At 64.9% G+C, this 23,213-nt stretch carries 21 protein-coding genes; 7 read left to right on the forward strand and 14 right to left on the reverse strand.

The window, feature by feature from the left end; genetic code table 11:
- Nucleotides 1–74: 74 nt before the first annotated feature.
- Nucleotides 75–224, reverse strand: coding sequence for a hypothetical protein (locus SO139_RS34205; protein ID WP_449380178.1), 150 nt, complete (start codon nt 222–224; stop codon nt 75–77).
- 169 nt (nt 225–393) lie between these two features.
- Between SO139_RS34205 and SO139_RS34210 the strand changes: the two genes are divergently transcribed.
- The gene (locus tag SO139_RS34210; RefSeq protein WP_498541393.1) at nt 394–888 is read left to right on the forward strand and encodes a GNAT family N-acetyltransferase; all 495 of its coding nucleotides are present in this window, start codon (nt 394–396) and stop codon (nt 886–888) included.
- On the opposite strand, the gene SO139_RS34215 is transcribed toward SO139_RS34210, so the two are convergent.
- From SO139_RS34215 to SO139_RS34225, 3 genes are all read right to left on the reverse strand, one after another.
- Entirely contained in the window at nt 860–1,918 is a 1,059-nt protein-coding gene (locus tag SO139_RS34215; RefSeq protein ID WP_449380180.1) for a class I SAM-dependent methyltransferase, read from the reverse strand. The genes SO139_RS34210 and SO139_RS34215 overlap by 29 nt on opposite strands.
- Nucleotides 1,919–2,316: 398 nt before the next feature.
- Nucleotides 2,317–2,610, reverse strand: coding sequence for a hypothetical protein (locus SO139_RS34220; protein WP_449380181.1), 294 nt, complete (start codon nt 2,608–2,610; stop codon nt 2,317–2,319).
- A gap of 468 nt (nt 2,611–3,078) precedes the next feature.
- The gene (locus SO139_RS34225) at nt 3,079–3,990 is read right to left on the reverse strand and encodes a GntR family transcriptional regulator (protein WP_498541394.1); all 912 of its coding nucleotides are present in this window, start codon (nt 3,988–3,990) and stop codon (nt 3,079–3,081) included.
- Between the two features lie 87 nt (nt 3,991–4,077).
- Here SO139_RS34225 and SO139_RS34230 point away from each other — a divergent pair, with 87 nt between their 5' ends.
- Genes SO139_RS34230 through SO139_RS34250 form a run of 5 tightly spaced genes read left to right on the forward strand, consistent with a single transcriptional unit; the run spans nt 4,078 to nt 9,007 of the window.
- Complete coding sequence (locus SO139_RS34230) at nt 4,078–5,013, forward strand: hydroxymethylglutaryl-CoA lyase (protein WP_449380183.1); 936 nt, start codon at nt 4,078–4,080, stop codon at nt 5,011–5,013.
- Nucleotides 5,010–6,224 carry a CaiB/BaiF CoA transferase family protein gene (locus SO139_RS34235; RefSeq protein ID WP_449380184.1) on the forward strand — a complete coding sequence of 405 codons (1,215 nt, stop codon included), beginning with the start codon at nt 5,010–5,012 and terminating at the stop codon, nt 6,222–6,224. Before SO139_RS34230 ends, SO139_RS34235 begins: the two co-directional genes overlap by 4 nt.
- Before the next feature lie 37 nt (nt 6,225–6,261).
- A complete protein-coding gene (locus SO139_RS34240) occupies nt 6,262–7,308 on the forward strand; it encodes an ABC transporter substrate-binding protein (RefSeq protein WP_449380185.1) in 1,047 nt (348 codons plus the stop codon).
- Nucleotides 7,305–8,153, forward strand: a complete 849-nt coding sequence (locus SO139_RS34245) for an ABC transporter ATP-binding protein (protein WP_449380186.1) — start codon at nt 7,305–7,307, stop codon at nt 8,151–8,153. The genes SO139_RS34240 and SO139_RS34245 overlap by 4 nt, the downstream gene beginning before the upstream one ends.
- Before the next feature lie 2 nt (nt 8,154–8,155).
- Entirely contained in the window at nt 8,156–9,007 is an 852-nt protein-coding gene (locus tag SO139_RS34250) for an ABC transporter permease (protein WP_449380187.1), read from the forward strand.
- A 39-nt stretch (nt 9,008–9,046) separates the two neighbouring features.
- Here the strand turns inward: SO139_RS34250 and SO139_RS34255 are convergent, their stop codons facing one another.
- The 9 genes from SO139_RS34255 to SO139_RS34295 form a co-directional block, all read right to left on the reverse strand.
- Entirely contained in the window at nt 9,047–10,294 is a 1,248-nt protein-coding gene (locus SO139_RS34255) for a class I SAM-dependent RNA methyltransferase (protein WP_449380188.1), read from the reverse strand.
- Nucleotides 10,287–11,021: a TlyA family RNA methyltransferase gene (locus SO139_RS34260; RefSeq protein ID WP_498541395.1), complete on the reverse strand. Its 735-nt coding sequence runs from the start codon at nt 11,019–11,021 to the stop codon at nt 10,287–10,289. The genes SO139_RS34255 and SO139_RS34260 overlap by 8 nt, the downstream gene beginning before the upstream one ends.
- Nucleotides 11,022–11,048: 27 nt before the next feature.
- Nucleotides 11,049–11,603 (reverse strand): nucleoside 2-deoxyribosyltransferase, encoded by a 555-nt coding sequence (locus tag SO139_RS34265; RefSeq protein WP_449380190.1) that lies wholly within the window; start codon nt 11,601–11,603, stop codon nt 11,049–11,051.
- Between the two features lie 202 nt (nt 11,604–11,805).
- On the reverse strand, nt 11,806–13,734 hold the full coding sequence (gene dxs, locus SO139_RS34270; protein ID WP_449380191.1) for a 1-deoxy-D-xylulose-5-phosphate synthase: 1,929 nt from the start codon (nt 13,732–13,734) through the stop codon (nt 11,806–11,808).
- Between the two features lie 357 nt (nt 13,735–14,091).
- The gene (locus SO139_RS34275; RefSeq protein ID WP_498541396.1) at nt 14,092–15,402 is read right to left on the reverse strand and encodes a hypothetical protein; all 1,311 of its coding nucleotides are present in this window, start codon (nt 15,400–15,402) and stop codon (nt 14,092–14,094) included.
- 245 nt (nt 15,403–15,647) lie between these two features.
- A complete protein-coding gene (locus tag SO139_RS34280; protein WP_027526545.1) occupies nt 15,648–15,899 on the reverse strand; it encodes an exodeoxyribonuclease VII small subunit in 252 nt (83 codons plus the stop codon).
- A 72-nt stretch (nt 15,900–15,971) separates the two neighbouring features.
- Nucleotides 15,972–16,901 (reverse strand): histone deacetylase family protein, encoded by a 930-nt coding sequence (locus SO139_RS34285; RefSeq protein ID WP_027526546.1) that lies wholly within the window; start codon nt 16,899–16,901, stop codon nt 15,972–15,974.
- Between the two features lie 133 nt (nt 16,902–17,034).
- Nucleotides 17,035–18,702, reverse strand: a complete 1,668-nt coding sequence (locus tag SO139_RS34290) for a bifunctional metallophosphatase/5'-nucleotidase (protein ID WP_449380193.1) — start codon at nt 18,700–18,702, stop codon at nt 17,035–17,037.
- Nucleotides 18,703–18,794: 92 nt separating this feature from the next.
- The gene (locus SO139_RS34295) at nt 18,795–19,556 is read right to left on the reverse strand and encodes an enoyl-CoA hydratase-related protein (protein ID WP_498541397.1); all 762 of its coding nucleotides are present in this window, start codon (nt 19,554–19,556) and stop codon (nt 18,795–18,797) included.
- A 258-nt stretch (nt 19,557–19,814) separates the two neighbouring features.
- Here SO139_RS34295 and SO139_RS34300 point away from each other — a divergent pair, with 258 nt between their 5' ends.
- Entirely contained in the window at nt 19,815–21,041 is a 1,227-nt protein-coding gene (locus SO139_RS34300; RefSeq protein ID WP_449380195.1) for an MFS transporter, read from the forward strand.
- 260 nt (nt 21,042–21,301) lie between these two features.
- Here SO139_RS34300 and SO139_RS34305 read toward each other — a convergent pair whose 3' ends face one another.
- Nucleotides 21,302–23,080: an acyl-CoA dehydrogenase family protein gene (locus SO139_RS34305; protein ID WP_449380196.1), complete on the reverse strand. Its 1,779-nt coding sequence runs from the start codon at nt 23,078–23,080 to the stop codon at nt 21,302–21,304.
- Nucleotides 23,081–23,213: the final 133 nt, after the last annotated feature.

Raw genomic sequence — 23,213 nt, forward strand, 5'->3', positions numbered from 1 at the left:
TCTCAACGGTGTCCACACTGCCGAAAACGACTCCTTGAAAAACACTGGCGCAGACCGATTCTGCCAAAGTAGTGCTAGAATGAATCGTCATCTCGCGGCGCGACCGGCTTGCCGTCGAACGTCGCGCGGGTGCATTGCATCGCCGTAACGGCATCCGCCAGCGCGGATTTCTCCGCCGGTGCCGTCTCCAGCGCGATCGCGATGCTGTCGCCGCCAATCGCCACGTTCGCCTTGAAGCCGAGCAGGGAGGCCGCGAGTGCGAGGTCTTCGACTGCGCAGCCGGGGAAGATGTGAAGCTCGCGATTGCATGGCGCTGCGGTTGACCAACATCAACGTCCGGATTGCCAACGGCTCGACCGCCGGAGAAACTGGCGCGACGTCAAAAGGAGATGAATGGGATGGCGAACGCCAGACTTGCGGAAAGCGCTGATCTCGCCGGCCTGCTCGAGCTCTTTCGCGTCTCGGAGGTCAGCGCCGCGGCCGAGCCGCAGGAACGGGCCCAAGATATCTGGCGGCAGACCCTGTCGCGCGACGACCTCGCCGTGTTCGTGTCGGACACCGACGGCCAAATCGTCGCGACCTGCATGCTCATCACCGCGCCCAACCTGCTGCGCGGCGGCCGCCGGGCACGGCTTTCTCGAGAATGTCGCGACACACCCGGAATTTCAGGGGCGCGGACACGGGCGTGCCGTCGTCGCCGCGGCGCTGGAGGCGGCGTGGACCAGGGATTGCCACCACGTGCTCATGCAAAGCGGCCGCGAGGACGCGCGCGTGCATCGTTTCTACGAGCGTTGCGGTTTCGTGCCGGGCCTGCGCGTCGGCTACGTCGCGCGCAGACCCGAGCCCGGCATGATCGACGTCAGATCCGCGCCTCCAGGATCAGGTTGAAGGGCGTCTCGGCGGCACGACGGAAGCGGCTCAAGCCGCCCTCGCGCGCGACCTTGCGCAGCCTTGCCTCGCCGGCCTGAGCACCGAGCGCCATGCCGACCTCCTGATCGAGCGATGCCGGTGTGCAGATCATGGTCGATGCCGCGTAATAGACGCGCCCCACCGGATTGAGGTTGTCTTCGAGGCGATCATTGGCGAACGGCTCGACCAGCATGCAGGTGCCGTCGTTCGCCATGGACTCGCGCACGTGGCTGATGGCGCCGACGGGATCGCCCATGTCGTGCAGGCAGTCGAAGAAGCAGACGAGATCATAGCCTTCGGCCGGATAGGTCTTGGCCGAATGAACGGCGAAGCTGACGCGGTCTCCGAGCTTGGCTTCTGCGGCCGACCGGCGCGCAGCTTCGATCGAGCCTTCGTGATAGTCAAAACCGTAGAAGCGGGAGTTCGGGAAGGCTTCCGCCATCAGCCGTGTCGAGACGCCGTGCCCGCAGCCGACATCGGCGACCTTGGCGCCGCGCTTGAGTTTTTCCACCACGCCCTCGAGCGCGGGCAGCCACTCCTGGACCAGATGATGCCTGTAGCCGGTACGGAAGAAGCGGGCGGTGCCGCAGAACAGGCATTCGCTGCGCCGGTTCCAGCCGACACCCTTGCCGGTCTTGAAGGCGTCCGTAACCTTCGGCTCGTCGAGGAACGTCGCCGCGACGACATCGCCGAATGCGCCTAGGAACACCGGGCTGTCCGCGTCGGCCAGCGCCATCGCCTGCTCCGGCTGCATCGAGAATTTTCCGCTCGCGGAATCGTATTCGATGTAACCGGAGGCCGCCTGGCTCGCCAGCCACTCGCGGATATAGCGCTCCTTCGTTCCGGTCGCGCTCGCGAGTTCGGTGGAGTTCATCGGCCCCTTGGCGGCGAGGGTGCGGTAGAGGCCGAGCTTGTCGCCCAGCAGGACCAGCGATGCATTCATCGCCGCGCCCAGCTCGGTGACCATCTTGCCCATAAAAGCATTCAACCTGTCGGTATCGACTTCCATGACAGCCTCCATGCGGTGTCGGGCATTTACCAGCAGTTGTGCTTTGCCGGACCGCGCACGAGCCATCGGCCGTGATGAGAGCGAGGCTCTCGGAAATCCGCGGGTCCTCTAAGTGGGTCAATCCGGTGCGCAGCTGGTTCAACGTGTCGGCGCACACCTCTCCGCGAGCCCGACGGGAACCGCTGCCTATTTCGGGCGCGGCCTACCGTCGGGCACCCGCCCCGCAATTACCAACCAATGATGCACGATCGCCCATTTGTCGCGTCCGCGCGGATTGAAATCCAGGAGGGGCGACTTGGCACTTTGAAGTTCGAGGAAGAATTCGAGAGTTTTTTTGCGCGCGGATCGATAGCGCGGCAATCGTTGCCTCGCGATCCAGCGATCCCATTCCCGGACAATCAGGAATTGTCGTCTTGTCCATTGAGCCATCGCAGCCCGCTTGCGTACGGATCAAGGTCGCGCTGGAGGTCAGATGACGGAAGCGGCGGGCGGTCAAGCCCTGGTTCAATGGGATGTGTTTGCTGTCGAGCGCTCAACTCAGAGGGGCCGGCGGCTGCATCGTCTCGCAATGCGTTGAACACCTGGGCGGCCATTGCGCTTAGCTTGGTCAGGCTCCTTTCGATGTCGCTGTGCATCCGAGCGAGTTCACGGGATCGCTGATATTTGCTGAACTGAATAATTTGAGCCGACATGGCAATGCTCCGGCGGTATGTCTTGCCAGAGTAGTCGCCGGTAGGCGGATTTTCCTATCTGCCAATTCAGGTGGCAGGCGCATTCTTTTGGGTGGCAATCACATGTGCCATCGATGAGCGCAGCCGTTCCCGTTGGCGGGACGTTTCGCCTCGAATTGGGGAAGCTGACGACGAAGCCGACTTAATCGGCCGGGGTCATATACCGGCCATAAAGTACGTCTCGTCGCCGCCTGTATGTCTTCGAGATAGCCCGCATCGCGACGATGCAAATGACAGAACAAGCGATTTCAATGATCACTTGAGTCGTTCCGTATGAAAAAGAAACAGGTAATAATTGCGGACATTAGCAGATTCTGGACTGGCTGGGGCGGGCAGACCGGCCAGTTTCAAAGCAAGGACCGATTTTTTCTGAGCGTGCGACATTTTTGTCGCAATTGCGGGAGAACCAGCGGCCACGTCGCCCAGGTCTCAAGACAAGCCGGCCACCAGCGGGCGTTGCAGGTGTCTTGCCATCAGCTCCGCTGCCTCGGCATAGCGCCGCGCTTCCAGGAGGTCGAGCAGGCGCAAATGCTCACGCACGTGCCGGCGCATGCCGTCGCGGTCGGCGAAGCTGCGATAGGCGAACAGGCGCCTGATCGAGTTCACACGCTTGAGCGCTTCGATGAAGAACGGATTACCGGCTCCGCGGATGATCTCTTCATGAAACTCGCAGCCGGAGTGATAGATTTCGCCGATCGTCATCTTCTCGAGCTCACCTTCCAGGACGCGCAGCTGACGCTCGCGCAACCGTGCGATCACCTCCTGAGGTAGCATGAAGTGGGGCTGCGCGATCGCCGCGGGCTCGATCACCGCGCGAAACGCCATCGCCTTGGCCTGTGCTTCGGGGCTGGAGATCGTCTCCGCAAAGCGCCAGCCATAGCCCGGCAGGCGCGCGATCCAGCCCTCGGCCGCGATACGGTCGAGCAGCCGCTGCAGCTCGGCCCGGCTCAGATCATAACGGCGCATCAGCTCCGCCTCGGTGACATCAGCCGGCAGCCGGCTCGCGAGCACGTCGCCCGCAATCGTCGCATAGACGTGTTCGCTGCGCCTGACTGCCGCGAGGGCCGGTTGGGCTGCGCCGCTGGTCGGATTCTTCGCCAGCACGAAGCCGCGATGCGGCTCACCGCGCGCCAGCCCTGCCGCCTCAAGAGCCTTGAGGCCAAGCCGGATCGGCGCGCGCGAAAGGTCCAGCGCATCCGCAAGTCTTTGTTCGATCAAGCGATCGCCGGCCTTCATGCCTTCGCGCCGGGCGAGCGCCATGATCAGGCCGGCGAGGTGCTCGGCGCGCTCGGAACCGCCGTTCCTGGTGGCGCGCAGTCGGGAACTATCGGACGTGGTCATTGCAGCGCACGCAAGGTTTAGGCTTGACAGACTGTCCCATGGATTGTTCTTTTATGCAACAATATACAATCAAGCAGGGAGAGCCCGATGGCGCGCGCGCCGGATGTCCATATTTGCGAGGTCGCTCCCCGCGATGGCCTGCAGAATCTCGACATCTTCGTTCCCACCGAAGCCAAATGCACGCTGATCGACACGATCGTTGCCGCCGGTGTGCGCGAGATCGATGCCGGATCCTTCGTGCCGCCAAAGGTCGTGCCGCAATTCGCCGACGTCGATGCGGTGATGGCGCATGCGCTCACGCACAACACGGCGACCATCGGCGCGCTGGTGCCAAATCCGAAGGGCGCCGAGCGCGCCATCTCCGCCGGCGTCAACGCCGTCTATTTCGTCATCTCGGCAAGTGAGACGCACAATCGCGCCAATGTGCGCCGCTCGGTCGAAGAGCAGCTCGAGGGATTTCGCGCGGTCCGAGCCGCGGTCGATGCCCGGCCGGTGGACCAGCGGCCGCAACTGATGGGCGCGATCTCCACCTCCTTCGGCTGCTCCCTGGAAGGCGAGGTCAGCGAAGCGGCCGTGTGCCGGGTCGCGCGCGCCTTTGCCGAAGCCCGCGCCGACGAGATCGGGCTTGCCGATACCGTCGGCTACGCGACCCCCAAATTGATCAGGCAGATCGTCGAAGCTGTCAGGCGCGAGGTCGGATCGCAGATGACGCTGCGGCTGCATCTGCACGACACGCTCGGTGCCGGCCTTGCCAATGCCGTCGCAGGCCTCGAGGCGGGGATTCGCCGTTTCGATGCGGCGGTATCCGGGCTCGGTGGCTGCCCCTTTGCCCCGGGCGCGCGCGGCAACATCGTCACCGAGGATCTCGTGTTCATGCTGGAGCGGATGGGCCTTTCCACCGGCATCGACCTCGATCGCCTGATGCAAACGCGCGAGATTCTCGCCCGCCATATCCCGGCGAAACATCTGACGGGGCATCTGCACGAGGCGGGCATCCCCAAGGTGCTGCGGAGGGCGGCATGACGGTTTCTATGCGCGAGACCGCACCGGAGCTTCGTCCGCTGGCCGGCGTTCGCGTCATCGAGTTCAGCCAGATGGTGATGGGGCCGAGCTGCGGGCTGATCCTCGCCGATCTCGGCGCCGACGTGATCAAGGTCGAGCCGCCCAAGGGCGACCGCACCCGCTATTTCAAGGGCCCCGCCGCCGGCTTCTTCGCCACCTACAGTCGCAACAAGCGCAGCATCGCGCTGGACACGTCGACCGCGGAAGGCCAGAACATCGCGCGCAAGCTGATCGAGAGCAGCGATGTCCTGATCGAGAATTTCCGGCCGGGCCTGTTGAAGCGCATCGGCCTCGACTACGAGAGCGTCGCCGCGTTTGCGCCCCGCCTGATCTATTGCTCGCTCAAAGGCTATCTTCCCGGCCCTTACGAAAACCGCCTCGCCCTCGACGAGGTCGTGCAGATGATGGGCGGCCTTGCCTACATGACCGGCCTGCCGGACCGGCCGATGCGCGCCGGCGCCTCGGTCAACGACATCATGGGCGGTATGTTCGGCGTGATCGCGATCCAGGCGGCGCTCGCCGAGCGGCAGCGCACCGGCCGCGGTCGTTACATCCAGAGCGCATTGTACGAGAACAACGTGTTCCTGATGGCGCAGGCCATGATGTGCGAGGTGGTCAGCGGCCAGCCGTCGATCCCCTATTCGATCAAGGACAGCCCGTGGCCGGTCTACGACCTCTTCGACACCAAAGACGGCTCAAAACTGTTCGTCACCATCGTCGGCGAAGAGCAATGGGAGGCGTTCTGCCGCGCCTTCGATTGCGAAGCCTGGCTTGCCGATCCGCGCTTTGCGACGAGCAACGATCGTGTCGACCATCGCGGCTGGCTGATCCCGGAGATCGCGAAGATCTTCAAGCAATGGGACAAGGCCGATCTCGCCGCGCGCCTCGAGCAGCTCGATCTGCCCTACGCGCCGGTGAACAAGCCCGGCGATCTCTTCGATGACCCGCATCTCAACCAGTCGGGTGGGCTGACCGACATTCACTTGCCTGACGGCGGCGAGGCAAAGACGCCGCTGTTGCCGATCTCCATGGACGGCCGGCGCCTGCCCAACCGTTACGATCCGCCCCAGATCGGCGAGCAGACGAGCGAGATCCTGAGCGAGATCGGCCTTTCCCCGAACGAAATCGAAGCGCTGCGACAAGCAGGGACGATCAAAGCCGCGCCGTCCTGACGCTTGGCGCGATCAAAGAGAACACAGGGAGGAGCACATGACCATTACCAGGCGCCAGGCGCTGATCGCGGGCTCCGCATTGGCCGGCGCATCGCTGCTGCCGGGACGATTGCGCGCGGAGGGCAAGCAGGTCTCGCTCGCGTTCGGACCGGTATCGCCGGTCTACGCCATCGGCATGATCGCGGAGCTGAAGGGGTACTTCAGAGACGAAGGGCTCGATTCGAAGCTCGTGACCGGCAACGCCGGCACGTTCGGCCGCCAGACGCTGGCGGCGGGACAGGCGCTGTTCGCGCATGGCGATGCCAGCCATCCGCTTCAGCTCAGCGCGCGCGGCAAACCCTGCAAGATCCTGCTCGCGACCGAGATGGTGTGTTCCTACGCCAACATCATGGTCCGGCAGGACCTCTACGAGAGTGGCATCAACTCGGTCGAAAAGCTCGCGGACTACAAGCGCGCGGACGGCGCCAAGCCGATCGTCGCCGCCACCGCGATCGGCTCGGGCACCTGGGTGTTCGGCACCTACGTGTTCGAGGCGCGCGGACTCGGCGACAGGGTCAACTGGGTTGCGGGCGGCGGACCCAACACGATGTTCCCCTCGCTCCAGACCAAGCAGTTCGACGCCATCATGGCGCCGCCGAGCTGGATCGTCGAGGTCGAGAAGAAGGGTTTTGGCAGGACCATCTACGACACGTCGAAGCCCGGCGTGTTCGAGAAAGATTTCGGCGGCACGCTGCCCGTGCTCGTGATCTATACGCTCCAGGACACGGTCGAGCAGGACAAGGCGATGGTGCAGGCCTATGTCAACGCGGTCTACCGCGCGATGGCCTTCGTGAAGGCGACGCCGCTCGCGGATGTGCAGGCGCTGGTCACGCCGAAATATTTCTCCGGCATCGACCCCGATGCAATCAGCGCCGAGCTCGGCTTCGACAAGTCGACCTGGGCCTATGACGGCAGCATCGACAAGACCTCGTTCGAGCGCGGCGCCAAGCCCTGGTACCGCAAGGGTACCGACATTCCCGAGACCAAGTACGCGGATGTCGTCGATATGAGCTTCCTTGAGTCAGCCAGGGCGAAATACAAATGATGGCCGCACCCAGCCCGGGCCTCGCGCGCGCGAGAGACGACGATGATAGGGCAGGGGCGCGTACGCGCATCGCCGTGCAGGGTCTCGCCAAACGCTTCAGCGCGTCCGGTCGCGAGTTCGTGGCGGTCGATGATGTGTCGTTCGAGGTCAGGCAGGGCGAATTCGTAGCACTGCTCGGCCCATCCGGCTGCGGCAAGAGCACTATCCTTAACATGGTCGCGGGACTGTTGCCGCGCTCGGGCGGACGCATCCTCATCAACGACGACACTGTCGAGACCGGCAAGGTCAACCCCAGGGTCGGCTATGTCTTCCAGCGCGACACGCTCTTTCCCTGGCGGACCGTGGAGCAGAACATCGGCTACGGGTTGGAGATCGCGGGGTTGCCCAAGACCGAGCGTGCCCGGCGCGTGGCTTCGGCGGTCGAGAAGGCCGGGCTCACAGGTTTTGCGCAGAGCTTTCCGCGCATGCTGTCCGGCGGCATGCGCCAGCGCGTCGCCTTGATGCGGACGCTGATTCTGGAGCCCGAAATCCTGCTGATGGACGAACCGTTCGGTGCGCTCGACACCCACACCAAGCTCGAGATGCATAAGACCCTGCTGGAGATCTGGGAGCGCGAGCGGCAGACCGTGTTGTTCGTGACGCACGATCTCGGCGAGGCGCTGACGCTCGCAAGCCGCATCATCCTGCTCTCGGCGCGGCCCGGGCGGCTCAAGGAGGATTTCGACGTCGCCATCCCGCGGCCGCGCGATCCCGTGGCCGTGCGCGAGAGCGCCGAATTCGGCCGCCTCTATTCCCACATCTGGCATTCGCTCGGCGAAGAATTCCGCCGCACCAGGGTTGACTGACCATGGCCAAAAGCCGCATTGCGATCCTGTTCTGGCAACTGGCCATTCTCGCCGCTGTGCTCGTCATCTGGCAGTGGGGCTTTGAATGGAGCAAGGCGCTGCTGCCGAAGGCTTACGTGCCAAAAATCCTAGATCCCTATTTCGTCGCCAAGCCGTCGCTGATCTGGCAGAGCTTCCTGCGGCTTGGCTGCTTTGCCGATGCCGACGGCTTTGCTGCCTGCATCAGGGGCAACGACAATAATTTATGGCTTGCCACGCTGGTCACGCTGAAGAACACCTGGTGGGGATTCTTGTTCGGATCGGCGAGCGGGATCGCCGCCGGTCTGATCCTCGGCCGTTCCGATTTCCTGGCCCGCGTGTTCGGCCCCTACGTCGTGGCGCTCAACTCGATTCCGCGCATCGCACTGGTGCCGCTCGTCATCCTGATCTTCGGCCTCGGCGATCTCTCGAAGATCGCGACTGCCTGGCTCGTCGTGTTCTTCGTGGTGTTCTTCAACACATTCGAGGGAACGCGCGCGGTCGATCGCGACCAGATCGCAGCCGCCCGTCTGCTCGGCGCCAGCGAATTCACCGTGCTGCGCACCGTCGTGATCCCGTCCGCGCTCGCCTGGGTGTTCGCTTCGCTCCTGCCGGCGGTGTCTTTTGCGCTGATCGGCGTCATCGTCGGCGAGTTCATCGGTGCCGAACGCGGGCTCGGCAAGCTCATCATCGAAGCCGAGGCACGCGCCAACGCCAGCGAGATGATGGTCGCCATCTTCGTCATGATGTTCGTCGGAATTTTGCTCGCGCTCGCCGTGCGCTCGCTGCAATCCTACCTGCTGCGCTGGCAGCCGCAATTCGAGCAGTCGGCGTAGAGGCCAGGTAGGATCCGGCGGCAGGCGGCTCTTATCGCGTCACCGGCTGAACCGCGCCACCAGCTCGACATGCGGCGTGTGGCGAAACTGGTCGACCGGCACCACGGTCTCGAGCTTGTAGCCGCCGTCGATCAGGAGGCGCGCGTCGCGGGCGAAGGTTGCGACGTTGCAGGATACGGCGACCACGACCGGCACCTTGCTTGCGGCGAGTTTCAGCGCCTGCGCCTGCGCACCCTGGCGTGGCGGGTCGAACACGACGGCGTCGAACTCGCGCAGCTCCTGCGGCACCAGCGGGCGGCGGAACAGGTCGCGCGGCGCGGACGTGATCGGTTTCAGGCCCGGAGTGCGCGCAGCTTTCGCGAGCGCTGCGACGGCGCCGGCGTCGCTGTCATAGGCCGTGACGCGCGCCTTTTCCGCAAGTCTCAGGGCAAATGGACCGACGCCGCAGAAGAGATCGGCGATCTCCTTGGCCTTGCCGACGCGCTCGCTCACCAGCGCGGCCAGCGTCTCTTCGCCGGCCACGGTTGCCTGGAGGAAAGAGCCCGGCGGCAGCGTCACCTCTGCGCGGCCCATGCGCAGCGTCGGCGGCAGCCGTTGCAGCACGAGCTCGCCGTGCCGCGTCAGCCGCGCGAGCCGATGCTGCTCCGCGACGCCTGAGAGCGCCGTGATCATCGCCGCCGGCAGCGGACCTGAACCGCGCACGTCGACGTCGAGGCCGTTCTCGGTCGCGGTGACCTGGATGTCGAGCGGCTTGGTCACCGCCATTTTCGACGTCAGCGGCTCGGCGACTGCCCAGGCCGCGTCGAGCGCGCCTTCGAGCGCCGGATCGAGGATCGGACAACGATGGATCGGGATGACGTCGTGCGAGCTCGTTGCGGCAAAGCCCACCTTCAGGATCTCATGCGTGCCGAGCCGGCCATGCAGCGTGATCCGCCGCCGGCCCGCGCCATGCGCGTCGACCGGCGGCGCCACCTCGCACGCGACGCCGGCCTGTGCCAGCGTCTCGACCACGATGTTGCGCTTCCAGGCTTGGTACGGCGCGGCCGCCCAGTGCTGGATCGCGCAGCCGCCGCAGACGCCGAAATGCGGACAGAACGGCGCGATGCGCTCGGGGCTTGCCACATCGACCGCGAGCAGCTTGCGGCGGTCCGGATGATGGCCCGGAACATGCTCGACCTCGACGGTCTCGCCGCCGAGCGCATAGGGCACGTAGATCGCCTCACGATCATCGAGACAGACGCCATCACCGCGGTGGCCGACGTGATCGATTGCCAGACGCTCAACCACGGCGCGCGCCCAGGAAGAATTCGATGTTGCCATCGCCGCCCGTGATCGGCGACGGGAACACCTCGATGTCGGTGCAGCCGAGCGAGGCGGCGAAGGCCGCGATGTCGTCGCAGATCTCCTGATGCACGGCGGCGTCGCGGATGATCCCCTTCTTGTTGTGCTTCCGCTCGGCCTCGAATTGCGGCTTGATCAGCGCGAGCAGGCTCATCGGCGCCGCCGCCAGCGACAGCGCCACCGGCAGCACCGTCTTCAGCGAGATGAAGCTGACGTCGATGACGACGATGTCGGGCCGCGCCGGCAGGCGCTTGCCTTCGTAAGAGCGGATGTCGGTTTCCTCCATCGAGACAATCTTGGGATGACCGCGCAGCGACGGATGCAACTGCTCGCGCCCGACGTCGATTGCAAAGACGAGGCTCGCGCCGTTCGCCAGCAGCACCTCGGTGAAGCCGCCGGTGGAGGCGCCGACGTCGAGGCAGACATGGTCCTCGATCTCGATGGGATAGCGCTCCAGCGCACCGGCGAGCTTGACGCCGCCGCGCGAGACATAAGGATGCGCCGGCTCGGCCTTAAGCACTGCGTCCTCCGCGATGGTCTCGGAGGGCTTTGCGACGGGCTTGTCGTTGGCGGTGACGAGCCCGGCCTCGATCGCCGCGCGCGCCCGCGCCCGGCTCTCGAACAGGCCGCGTTCGACCAGCAGAACATCCGCGCGCTTGCGGGGAGGGGACATCAGGCTCTCCGGGACCGGCTGAAGCGCTTATGTAGAGATAAGTCGCGCGGCCGCCATCCGGACGCAAGTCTCGAACGCGGCGAGATCGTGCCAGACGTCGATGGGTATCTCGGCCGGCGTTACCAGCGGGCAGCCGTGCAGCTCCAGCGCGTGGACCATCATGAGATTGTCGACGAGGCCAAAATCCTCGATCGTCAGTCCTTGCGCATCAACCAGGCGGCCGTCCTCGGTGGTGATATCCATGAAGCGGCCGACGCGGTCGGCATAGAGGGCGGGATCGTTGGAGTAGGCGAGGCACAGCTTGCCGTGGCCGGCCATGTAGCCGAGCTCGTAGACGGTGCCGGGATCGGCCCCGGCGCCGCGGAAGGGAGTGAGATTGGCGATGATGGCGTCGGCCGCATCCATCATCGCCTCGTTGGCGGCGAAGATCCGCCGCGAGGCATCGGGCGCGGCGAGGTCGACTGCGTTGTCGAGAGGATAGAGTCCGACGAGTCCATGCGCCGCGCAGATCGCGGCCTTCCGTCGGCCGATCTCAACCGCATCCGGCAGGAACACGTCGGGGCCTGCCAGATAGATTTTCATGGAGCCAAAGCCGGAAAAATTCTGGATCAAGGTACGAGCCGCAGCGCGTGCTCTGCTCCCTCCCCCGCCTGCGGGGGAGGGTTGGGGAGAGGGTGATTCCGCAATCGAGAACCCCCTAGAGGAGAGAGCCCTCACCCGGATCGCTTCGCGATCCGACCTCTCCCGCAAGCGGGAGAGGTAAGAGGCAGTGCCCGCGCAACAATCAGGCGAGCTTGACCGTCTCGGTCTTCACATCCTTGCCGAGCGCCTCGAATACCTTGGCGACGATGCCCTTGGCGTCGAGACCGGCGCGGCCGTACATCGCGGCCGGCGTGTCATGGTCGAGGAACGCGTCGGGCAGCACCATCGTGCGGAACCGCACGGCGCCACTGTCGAGAACGCCCTGGTCGGTCAGGAACTGCGCGACATGCGAGCCGAAGCCGCCGACCGAGCCTTCCTCGATCGTGATCAGGATCTCATGCTCGCGGGCGAGCTTGAGCACCAGGTCGGTGTCGAGCGGCTTCATGAAGCGCGCATCCGCGATCGTGGTGGAAAGGCCATGCGCGGCGAGCTCGTCGGCCGCCTTCTCGCACTCCGCAAGGCGGGTGCCAAAGGAGAGCAGGGCGATCTTGCTGCCCTGGCGCACGACGCGACCCTTGCCGATCTCGAGGGGAATGCCGACCTCGGGCATCTCGACGCCGCGGCCTTCGCCGCGCGGATAGCGCAAAGCGCTCGGACGGTCGTTGATCGCGACCTGGGTCGCGACCATGTGCACCATTTCAGCCTCGTCCGCGGCCGCCATGATCACCATGTTCGGCAGGCAGCCGAGATAGGCGTTGTCGAACGAGCCCGCATGCGTCGCGCCGTCGGCGCCGACGAGGCCGGCGCGATCGATGGCGAAGCGCACGGGCAGGCTCTGGATCGCGACGTCATGCACGACCTGGTCGTAACCACGCTGGAGGAAGGTCGAGTAGATCGCGCAGAACGGCTTGTAGCCTTCTGTGGCGAGGCCTGCGGCAAACGTCACGGCGTGCTGCTCGGCGATGCCGACGTCGAAGGTGCGGTCGGGGAATGCCTTGTTGAAGATGTCGACGCCGGTGCCCGACGGCATCGCCGCGGTGATGGCGACGATCTTCTCGTCCTTCTGCGCTTCCTTGACGAGGCTCTGGCCGAACACGTTCTGGTAGGCCGGCGCATTCGGCTTGGCCTTGACCTGCGTGCCGGTCGCGACGTCGAACTTGACCACTGCGTGGTATTTGTCGGCGGAGGCTTCTGCCGGGCCGTAGCCCTTGCCCTTCTGGGTCACGACGTGGACCAGGATCGGGCCGGTCTCCATGTCGCGCACGTTCTTCAGCACGGGTAGCAGATGGTCGAGATTGTGGCCGTCGATCGGGCCGACGTAATAGAAGCCGAGCTCCTCGAACAGCGTGCCGCCGTCCATCATGAAGCCACGGGAGTATTCCTCGACGCGGTTGGCGCGGTTGGCAATGATCTTGGGCAGGCGCTTGTTGATCTGCTTGGCCGCCTCGCGCAGCGTGCGGTAGGTCTTGCCGGAGTAGAGCCGCGACAGATACGCGCTCATCGCGCCGACCGGCGGGGCGATCGACATGTCGTTGTCGTTGAGGATGACGATCAGGCGGGAGTTCATCGCGCCCGCATTGTTCATGGCCTCATAGGCCATGCCGGCGGACATCGCGCCGTCGCCGATCACGGCGATCACGTTGTTCTTCCCGCCGGAGAGGTCGCGCGCGACCGCCATGCCGAGGCCGGCCGAGATCGAGGTCGAGGAGTGCGCCGCGCCGAACGGATCGTAGTCGCTCTCGCTGCGCTTGGTGAAGCCGGAGAGGCCGCCGCCGGTGCGCAAGGTGCGGATGCGGTCGCGCCGCCCGGTCAGGATCTTGTGCGGATAGGCCTGGTGGCCGACGTCCCAGATCAGCCGGTCGCGCGGCGTATCGAAGATGTAATGGATCGCGGTGGTGAGCTCGACGACGCCGAGGCCCGCTCCGAAATGACCGCCGGTCACGGAAACGGCGTCGATGGTCTCCTGCCGCAGCTCGTCGGCAACCTGGCGGACCTGCTCGATCTTGAGCTTGCGCAGATCATCCGGCGTCCGGATGGTGTCGAGAAGCGGCGTCTTGCTGTATGCGTTCACGGCGATTTCCAATTTTAAGGGCCGGACGACCGTCCGGCGCGAGATGGGTATGCATAATATTGGCGCAGCGCGAGCCCTGACTGTCGGAGCCAACTGCGCGGGGCAAAGCCCCTTCTTCAAGCTTAAGTGAGCCTAAGTGCGCTCCGGTTCAGTCCAGTGATCTTTGTCACCCAGCTCGGCGTCACCCGTCCCAGCCAATTTCATTAGCGATTTGAAGCGCTTGCCGTCAGCAATACTTGCTCACGAAAGGCTCGCAAATAGCCATAGTCCGCGAAGCTTTACACCAAAGCTGCCGCCAAAGCCAACCCGTAAGGCCCGTGGACAGGGTATGCACTTGCAAGCCTTGGGCCGGTTTGGTTAACCCCGGCTCCGGGCCGGAGGTTCCATTTTGCCGAGTTCCTCGGCAGAAATTTGACCGCGGGGACGGGAACTTTCCAGCTCCAGCCGCCGCCAGGCAAACTCGCGGGCCGGGGCGTCCCCTACCGCAACCGCAAGGGCCGCGTCCGGCATGGCCATCCGTTCCCGCAAGGGAACCGGGCCACACACGATCATGAAGAAGTCGTAGGCGTGCGGCCGCTCATTGGCCATCACGAACTGGAAATGGACGCGGAAGAACTGCCAGCGGAACAATTTGTAGTGCTCCGGTGCGATGATCTCGCGGAAGCGCACCGGTACGATGGCGGCGGGATTGCATCGTGCCGCGCCGACGTCGATGCCGTGGCCCGCGATCGGATCGAACTGGAAGAAGTTCATCACGTCCTTGCGGGCCTGGCAGTCGATCCACTCGACCGAGGGTTCGACCGCGAGCTCGCGCAAGCGGTCGCGGAAATCCTGTGCCGCAGCGTGATAGCCGACGACCGGACAATTGCCGCCGACCGTGAGCAGCATGACGCGGGCGCCGCGCTGTCCGAGCACAGGATCAAGCTTGAGCGCGCGCGCCAGGATCTCGATGGCGAGGAACGAGCCCGAGGAGTGGCCGACCAGCACGATCTCCTCTGCGCGCGTGGTGCGCGCGACCTTGCACAGATGCTCCGCGAAGCGGTCGATGCGCCGGTCCCATTCCGGCTGGCGGCGATGGGCGAATTCCCAGGTCCAGATGTGGTCGCGCAGGAGATAGAGCACATAGGTCCTCTCCTCCGTGTATCTCAGCATGGTGCCGAGCAGCGCCACGAATAGTGCGGCGGCCGTGAGCAGGCTGAAGGGATCTGGGATGCCGAATGCATCCAGCCCTTTGCGGAACAACCATGCGACGCCGGCCGCGCACAGCGCTTGCACGAGCAGCACCAGATAGGGATAGCTGACGAAGGTCGCGAATCGCCAATTCGCCTTGGCGAAGCGCGCGATGGTGCCGCCGAATACGAGCTGGCAGTAGACCCAGAGCGCGGCGAAGACGGTCTTGCGGATCGGCTGGGCGAGGTCGCGCTTGATGTAATCCTCAAAGCGCAGGAAATCGTAGGCCGTGCGGGTCTGCCAGTCGTCAGCGCGGGTCTCGATGCTCCAGGACGCGATCTCGCCTTCGCTCAGATCCTGCGGCCGGCTGATCGTGGTCTTGAGCTGGTAGAGCCGGTCGAACTTGCGCAGCTCGGTGCGGAACATGCGATAATATCGCGCGAGCCCGCGCGGATCGTAGCCCTGCACATAGATGATATGGCGGTTCTGAACGCGCACTGACTCTGTGATCCCGCAAGCCGGCCTTGGGCCCCGACAGGAGCCCAGCCTCTCCCCGATTGACATGCTTTTTTTTCGACGAAAACCGTCGATATTCGTCCGGACCATTGGTCCGGACCGCATTGTCTGCCCGGGACTATAGCAGTCCGTGGGACAGGCCAAGAGCTATTTGCAGCCTGGCTGCGCGGCCTTCGGGCGCATTCCCTGAATGTTCTGAATGGCTTGGGGTATCGGGGGAAGGATGGCTACTGAACGTCGAGGGGTGCGGTGCCGCTCGCCTGGCCGCTGGCGTCCGTTGTGATCTTGTCAACGCGGGCCTCGGCCTGGCGCAAGAGCTCCTCGCAGCGGCGCTTCAAGGCCTCGCCGCGCTCATAGATCGCCACCGATTCTTCCAGCGGCACCTTGCCCTCCTCGAGCCGCTTCACGATCGTCTCGAGTTCCTCGATCGCGCGCTCAAAGGTCAGCCTGGTGACGTCGATTTGGGTATTTTCGGCCATATCCGTATCCGATTGCCCGCCCTTCGCTAGGTTACGAAGCAATATTTTGCGGGCGCAATGTGGCGGGTGTCGTCAGGCGCCCATCAGGGCGCCGACATGCGCCGTAACAGATTCTTTCAGTCCTTGCAGGTCATAGCCACCTTCGAGCACCGAAACAACGCGCCCGCCCGCGGTCTTGTCGGCGAGGTCCATCAGCTTCCGTGTCACCCAGGCGTAGTCCTCGCCGCGCAGGTTCAGCGAGGCCAGCGGATCGCGGTAATGCGCGTCGAACCCCGCGGAGATGATGAGGAGCTCGGGGCTGAACTTGGTGAGCTGCGGGAGGATCAAATTCTCGAAGGCGTCGCGGAATTCAGGGCCGCCATCCTCGGAGGCGAGCGGCGCGTTGACGATGGTGTCGTGATCGCCGCGCTCGGAGCGCGCGCCCGTGCCTGGAAACAGCGGCATCTGATGGGTCGAGCAGTACATCACGGTCGGATCCGACCAGAAGATGTCCTGTGTGCCGTTGCCGTGGTGCACGTCGAAATCGACGATGGCCGCGCGCTTGATCCCGTATTTGCGCTGCGCGTGGCGCGCCGCGATCGCGACATTGTCGAAGAAGCAGAAGCCCATCGGCTTGCCGATCTCGGCATGATGTCCGGGCGGGCGCACGGCGACGAAGGCGTTGCGATGCTCGCCTGCCATCACAGCCTCGGTGGCGGCGACGGCGCCGCCGACCCCGCGCATGACTGCTTCCCAGGTGCCCGGCGACATCGAGGTGTCGCCGTCGATATAGACTTGGCCGCTGGTCGGCGCGATGTGGCGCAGCTCGGTGACGTAGTGCTCGTTGTGGCAGAGCGTGACGAGGTCGAGATTGCCCTCCGGCGCCTGGTCCCGTACCAGGAACTGGAAGCGTTCGTGCGACAGCGCTTCCTCCACCGCGCGCAGGCGGTCCGGCCGCTCAGGATGGCCCTGCGGCGTAACGTGGTCGAGGCAGGCCTTGTGGGAGAGAAGAAGCGTGCTCATCAGGTCGGGCTCACTGCGAACGGGCTTTTGACCTCGCTTGGCGCATCCGGCGCCAAAAGGCAATGCAAAACGCAATGTAGGCGTTTGGCCTGGAATGGCAAAGGTGGTCCCGTTCCGGGCCGTTTGATCTGGATCAATTGACGCGCAGGATGCGGCTCAGTGGCAGCGGGCCGATCGGGCCGTGCGTCCTGAAGAAGGCAAATAGCGCATCTGCATCGTAGCCGCCATATTGCGGCGAGGCGCCTTGCTTGGCGGCGGTAAAGCCGTCGCCGCCGACGGCGAGATAGTCGTTGAGGGTGACGCGGTAGCTCGAGGCCGGATCCATCGGCTTGCCGTCGAGCGTCATCTTGTCGGCCATCACGCGCTCACCGAACGGCTTCGAGGCGTCCCAGACGTAGCTGAAGCCGTTCGACACCTGGAGGATCCGCGGACGCTTCGGATCGAGCCATTGCTGCTCCAGCATCTCCTTGAGCTGGCTGCCCGTGAGCGTCAGGGTGACGAGGCGGTTGCGGAACGGCTGGCTCGCGAACACGTCGCCAAAGGACACCGCGCCGTTCTCCTTCGGCACGATGTCGGTGCGGATGCCGCCGGGATTGGTGACGGCGATGAGGGCGCCGCCGTCCTTCGCATCCTTCGTCGCCGCCAATTGCGCATCGGCGATGACGTCACCGAGCGCGCTCTCGCCGGCGTCGTTGGGCACGCGCGAGAGCGTCTGTGTCACCGATCCCGCCGGACGGTTGGCGATGGGGGAAGCGAGCTTGTCGTAGGCCTCGATCAGCGCGGTCTGATCGGGATCCTTGGCGAGCGAGGCGTTCGCGACGATCACGTTCTCGGCTTTCGCGCTGACGATGTCGCGCGTGGCGGAATCGAGCGTGACGTCGATCGCCGTGACGAGCGTGCCGTATTTGTCGCCGCTGGTGACGAGCCGGCCGTCGATGTTGCAGACATAGGCACGGTGGGTGTGGCCGCTGACGACGACGTCGACCGCGCGGTCGAATTTCTTGACGATGTCGACGATCGGCCCTGAAATGCCCGGGCATTCATTGTAGTCGCCGGTCGGCTCGCCGCCTTCGTGGATCAGGACCACGATCGCCTCGACGCCGCGCGCCCTCAGTTGCGGAACGAGCGCATTCACCGTCTCGGCCTCGTCGCGGAATTCGAGCCCGGCAATGCCCTTTGGCGAGACGATACCGGCGGTGCCCTTGAGCGTCAGCCCGATGAAGGCGACGGGGATGCCGTCGAACTCCCTGATCTCATAGGGCGGCAGGATGCTCTTGCCGGTCGCGGTCTCGATGGTGGAGGCCGCCAGATAATGGAATTTGGCACCCGTGAAGGGATGCGGCCCCTGGCATCCGTCCTCCGGATGGCAGCCGCCGTTCTGCATCCTGAGCAGCTCGGCCTTTCCCTCGTCGAACTCGTGATTGCCGACCGAGGTGATCGCAAGCCCCATCATCGACAGCGACTCGACCGACGGCTCGTCGTGAAACATCGCCGACAAAAACGGGCTCGCCCCGATGAGGTCTCCGGCCGCGACGAAGATCGTGTTCTTGCGGCCCTCGCGAAGCTGCCTGACCAGCGTCGCCATGTATTCGGCGCCGCCCGCCGCGACCGTCACCTTCTTCGTCTTGTCCTCGGGATCGCCGATGCGGATGCCGCCCGGCGGCGGCCTTAGATTGCCGTGGAAGTCGTTGATCGCGAGGATGCGCAGTTCGACCGATGCCGAGCCCTGGGCAAGAACGGGCAGGGCGCAGCCGAGCGCGAAGGCGAGAGTGGCTGGGATCAGGCGAAGCAGATGTCGCATGGAACGAGCCTAGACGTTCCGCGGGAAGATTTCACGAAGCTTGTTGCTCTCTTCCTTCTCTCATTGCGGAGGAGGTGGCAGCTTGCGCTCCTCTAATGCCTCTTTCTCGCGAAGAATGCCCTGAACGCAGCGATCGCTTCCTTCGAGCGTATTCGCTCGCCGAAGAGATGACTTTCCTGGTCGATGCGGCGTGTCAGCTCCTCCGGCGGCAGGCGCAGCAATTTGCGCGAGATCGCGACCGCATCTGCCGGCAGTCTGCAAATCTCCCGCCCCACCTTCTTGGCTTCCGCCTCGGTATGTCCGGGCGAGACCACGACATTGACGAATCCCGCCGACCGGGCCTCCTCTGCGTCGAAGGTCCGCCCCATCACCAGCATTGCGAACGCGCGCTGATAGCCCATGGTGCGCGGCATCAAGAGGGTGGACGCGCCCTCCGGGATCAGTCCGAGCGGGACGAACGGCGTCCTGAAGGTCGCAGCGGTCGATGCGAGCACATAGTCGCAATGGAACAGCATGGTCGTGCCGATGCCGATCGCAACGCCGTCGACGGCAGCGATGATCGGCTTCACATTGTGGGCGAGCGAATAGAGCAGCTTGATGGAGTTGGAGGCTCGCGGCGTCTCGGGGCTCGCCGTGGCATCGGCCAGGAACTCCTCGAGGTCGTTGCCGGCGCTGAACGCGCCGGAGCCGCCGGTGATGATGAGGCAACGGATGTCCGGGTTGTTCTGTGCCGTGTCGATCGCCTGGCCGATGTCGCGGTACATGGCTTGCGTGACTGCGTTCCTCTTGTCCGGCCGGCGCAGCGTGATCACGCGCATCGCGCCTTCATGCGTCACAACGATCTGGCCGGCCATGCTTCCCAGTCCCCAATAGCGGCCCACAGCACCGTTGCCGCTAGCCCATCGTTTTGCTGTCAGCCTACATCATCTTGCGGAGTTGCCAAACCTGGGGTTGCCGTTTTCAACGGGGCAGTGCATGCCACCGCCGTCTCCGCCGGCGTCGCGCAGGCGAGGCGAGTATTGCAACAAAAAGTTACACTGACCTTATTGAAAAACCGGGAGTTGTGCGACAGGATCGGCCCCGTTTCGCTCTCATTGGCCGATTGCCCATCGATGATTGCAGCAAAGATCGTTGACGAATCCTCGCTGCACTATCGCGGCTGGCGGGTCGTCTTCGGTTGTTTCCTGATCGCCTTCTTCATGTTCGGCTTCGGCCTTTACGGTCAGGGCATTTATCTCGCAGAGCTTCAGCGCGTTCATGGCTGGCCGAGCGCGTTGATCTCGACGGCCAGCACCTTCTCGTTCCTGCTCACCTCCGCTCTCGTCATCTTCACCGATGACATCATGGTGCGAATCGGTCCGCGCGCGCTTTCGCTGTGCGGCCTGTCTGCGCTTGGCGCCTCGACGATCATGTTCGGATTGATGACGGCACCCTGGGAGCTCTATCTCGCCTATGCCCTGATGTCGGTGGGCTGGACCGGAATGGGCACGGTCGTGATCGCGACGGTCCTCAACGCCTGGTTTGACCGACGTCGCGGGCTTGCGCTCAGTCTCGCGTTCAACGGCGCCACCTGCGGCGGCATCGTGCTGGCGCCGCTGCTGCTGTTCATGACGGGCCTCGTCGGCTTCGCGCGCGCGATGCTGGCCGCAACGACGGTGATGGTTGTCGTGCTGGTGCCGGTGATCGTGTCCCTGATCGACCGGCCGAAGGGCGGAACGCAGGCGCCCCCAGCATCGTCCCAGGCGGCAGGCCAGGACACGCTTCCCGCGCCGTCACGAAGGGCACTGCTCCGCGATTCCGGCTTCTGGACCATGGTGGTGCCAATCGCGATTGCGATTCTCGCGCAAGTGGGTTTCATCGTCCACCAGGTTCCGTTCCTCGAGCCGCTGATCGGGCGCTCGGCGGCGGGGCTCGCGCTTACCATCATGGCGAGCATGGCCGTCGTCGGCCGCCTGTCGCTCGGCCTGTTCGTGGACCGGATCGATCCGCGTCTGGCGAGCTCGGTGTCGATGGTGAGCCAGGCGCTGGCGCTTCTCGTGCTGCTGCAATCGTCGCAGGCGAGCGTGATGCTGGCGGCCTGCGCCGTCTACGGCTTCTCGATCGGGAACATGATCACGTTCCCACCCCTGATCATTCAGCGCGAGATCGGCCATGCCGCATTTGGTGCCGCCATGGGATTGGGCACGTCGATCAGCGGCGTCATCAGCGCGTTCGGCCCGGGCCTCATCGGGTTCGTGCGCAGCCTGACCGGCGATTACACGGCAGCGCTGACGCTATGCCTGCTGCTCAATCTCGTCGCGGCGGCAGCGGTTTTGGTGCGGCCTAAGCCGGCGCGGTAGTCAATGGCGATGCGGTGCGGCTGCGTCCTGCGTTACTCACCACACTCTCACTGTCATCGCCCGCCTTGTGCGCGCTTGCGCACTGGGGCGGGCGATCCAGTATTCCAGGGGCTGTGCGAGGATACGGAGAAGCTGCGGCGTACCGGATTCCCCGCTTGCCGCCTACGCTAAAGCTTCGGCGAGCCAAGACCTCACGCCCCGGCGAAGCCTTGGCGTAGCCGGGTCGCGGGGAATGACAGCAGTGATGTGGACGCAGCCACCTACCTCAGCAACACCGCGTCCGCCGCCGCGACCGACTCCGCGCTCTCCGTCACGGTGCGCTCCAGCGAACTCGCCTGCACGGTGATGTTCTCTGCAAAGAAACGGGCGAGCGAGACGTAGCGGGGCGCATCGACGTTGCCCTCGCTCTTGGCCGCGAGCGCCTCGCTTGCCAGCATGCAGCCGCCGAGCGTCGCACCGAACTGCTGGAGATAAGGCGTGGCACCGGCGAGCGCGTCGTTCGGCGCCTCGGCAAGGCGCTCCAAGAGCCACTTGCTGGTGCGCTTGAGCGCGTCCAGCGCCTCGCGCAATTTGACGCCGGTGGTGCCGAAGGCGGGATCGTTGGAGGCCTCGACCTGCTTGATGATGCCGGAGAGCTCGCCGAGCAGCGCCCAGACGGCGGTACCGCCGTTGGCCGCGAGCTTGCGCGTGACGAGGTCGATCGCCTGGATGCCGTTGGTGCCTTCATAGATCGCGGTGATGCGCGCGTCGCGATAGTGCTGGGCCGCGCCGGTCTCCTCGATGAAACCCATGCCGCCGTGCACCTGTACGCCGAGATAGGCGACCTCGTTGCCGACGTCGGTCGAATAGGCCTTTGCGATCGGCGTCAGCAGCGCCGCGCGCGCCGCGGCCTCGACCCGCACGCCGGGATCTTTGGCGCGCGTCGAGACGTCGATCGCGACTGCCGTCGCATAGCAGATGGTGCGTGCGGCCGCGGTCTGTGCGCGCATTCGCATCAGCATGCGCTTGACGTCAGGATGCACGAAGATCGCGTCCGAGCCGTCGCCCTTCTTGCCGAGGGCGCGACCCTGCCTGCGCTCCTGCGCGTAGGCGAGAGCCTGCTGATAGGCACGGTCGGCGACGCCGACGCCCTCGAGGCCGACGCCGAGACGGGCCTGGTTCATCATGGTGAACATGCAGCGCATGCCCTGGTTTTCTTCGCCGATCAGAAAGCCGATTGCACCGCCATGATCGCCCATGGTCATGGTGCAGGTGGGGGAGGCGTGCATGCCGAGCTTATGCTCGACGCCGGATGCATAGACGTCGTTGCGCGCGCCGAGCGAGCCGTCGGCATTGACCATGAACTTTGGAACAAGGAACAGAGAAATTCCCTTGGTGCCGGCGGGCGCGTCGGGAAGGCGAGCGAGCACGAAATGCACGATGTTGTCGGTCATGTCGTGCTCGCCATAGGTGATGAAGATCTTCGTCCCCTTGATGCGATAGGTGCCGTCGGCATGCCGCTCGGCGCGGGCGCGCAGCGCGCCGACGTCGGAGCCGGCCTGCGGCTCGGTGAGCTGCATCGTGCCGGTCCATTCGCCGGTGACGAGTTTTTCCAGATAGATCTGCTTCAACTCGTCGCTGCCATGCGCCTCCAGCGCCTCGATCGCCGAGGCCGTGAGCAGCGGGCAGAGGCCGAAGGCGACGTTCGAGGCGCTCCAGATCTCGGTGCAGGCCGCGTTGATCGCGATCGGCAGGCCCTGGCCGCCGAAGGCTTCCGGTCCCGAGACCGCGTTCCAGCCGCCATCCGTCCAGCGCTTATAGGCATCCGGCCAGCCGGGCGCGGTCGTGACCTTGCCGTCGTCGAGCTTGATGCCGTTCTCGTCGCCGACGCGGTTGAGCGGCGCAAGCACGTCGGTCGCGAACTTGCCGGCTTCCTCCAGTACGGCTTGGGCGATGTCGGCGTCGAAATCGCCGTAATGGCCGGCCTCCACGGCGGCCTTGAGGCCCGCGCCGTGGTTGAGCGATAGCAGCATGTCGTTGATCGGCGCGCGGTAGGTCATGGCGTGCTCCCGGAAACCTCGTTGGCGCCGTATTCCCACGAAACCGCGGAGGTCTCAATGGCCGGGAGGGCCAAGTTTCGTGCCTGGGAGGCCAGCCAGGCGCGGGCGGGGCGCTGACGTCGGAGGGGCGTGC

The organism is Bradyrhizobium sp. UFLA05-89 (assembly GCF_059803475.1).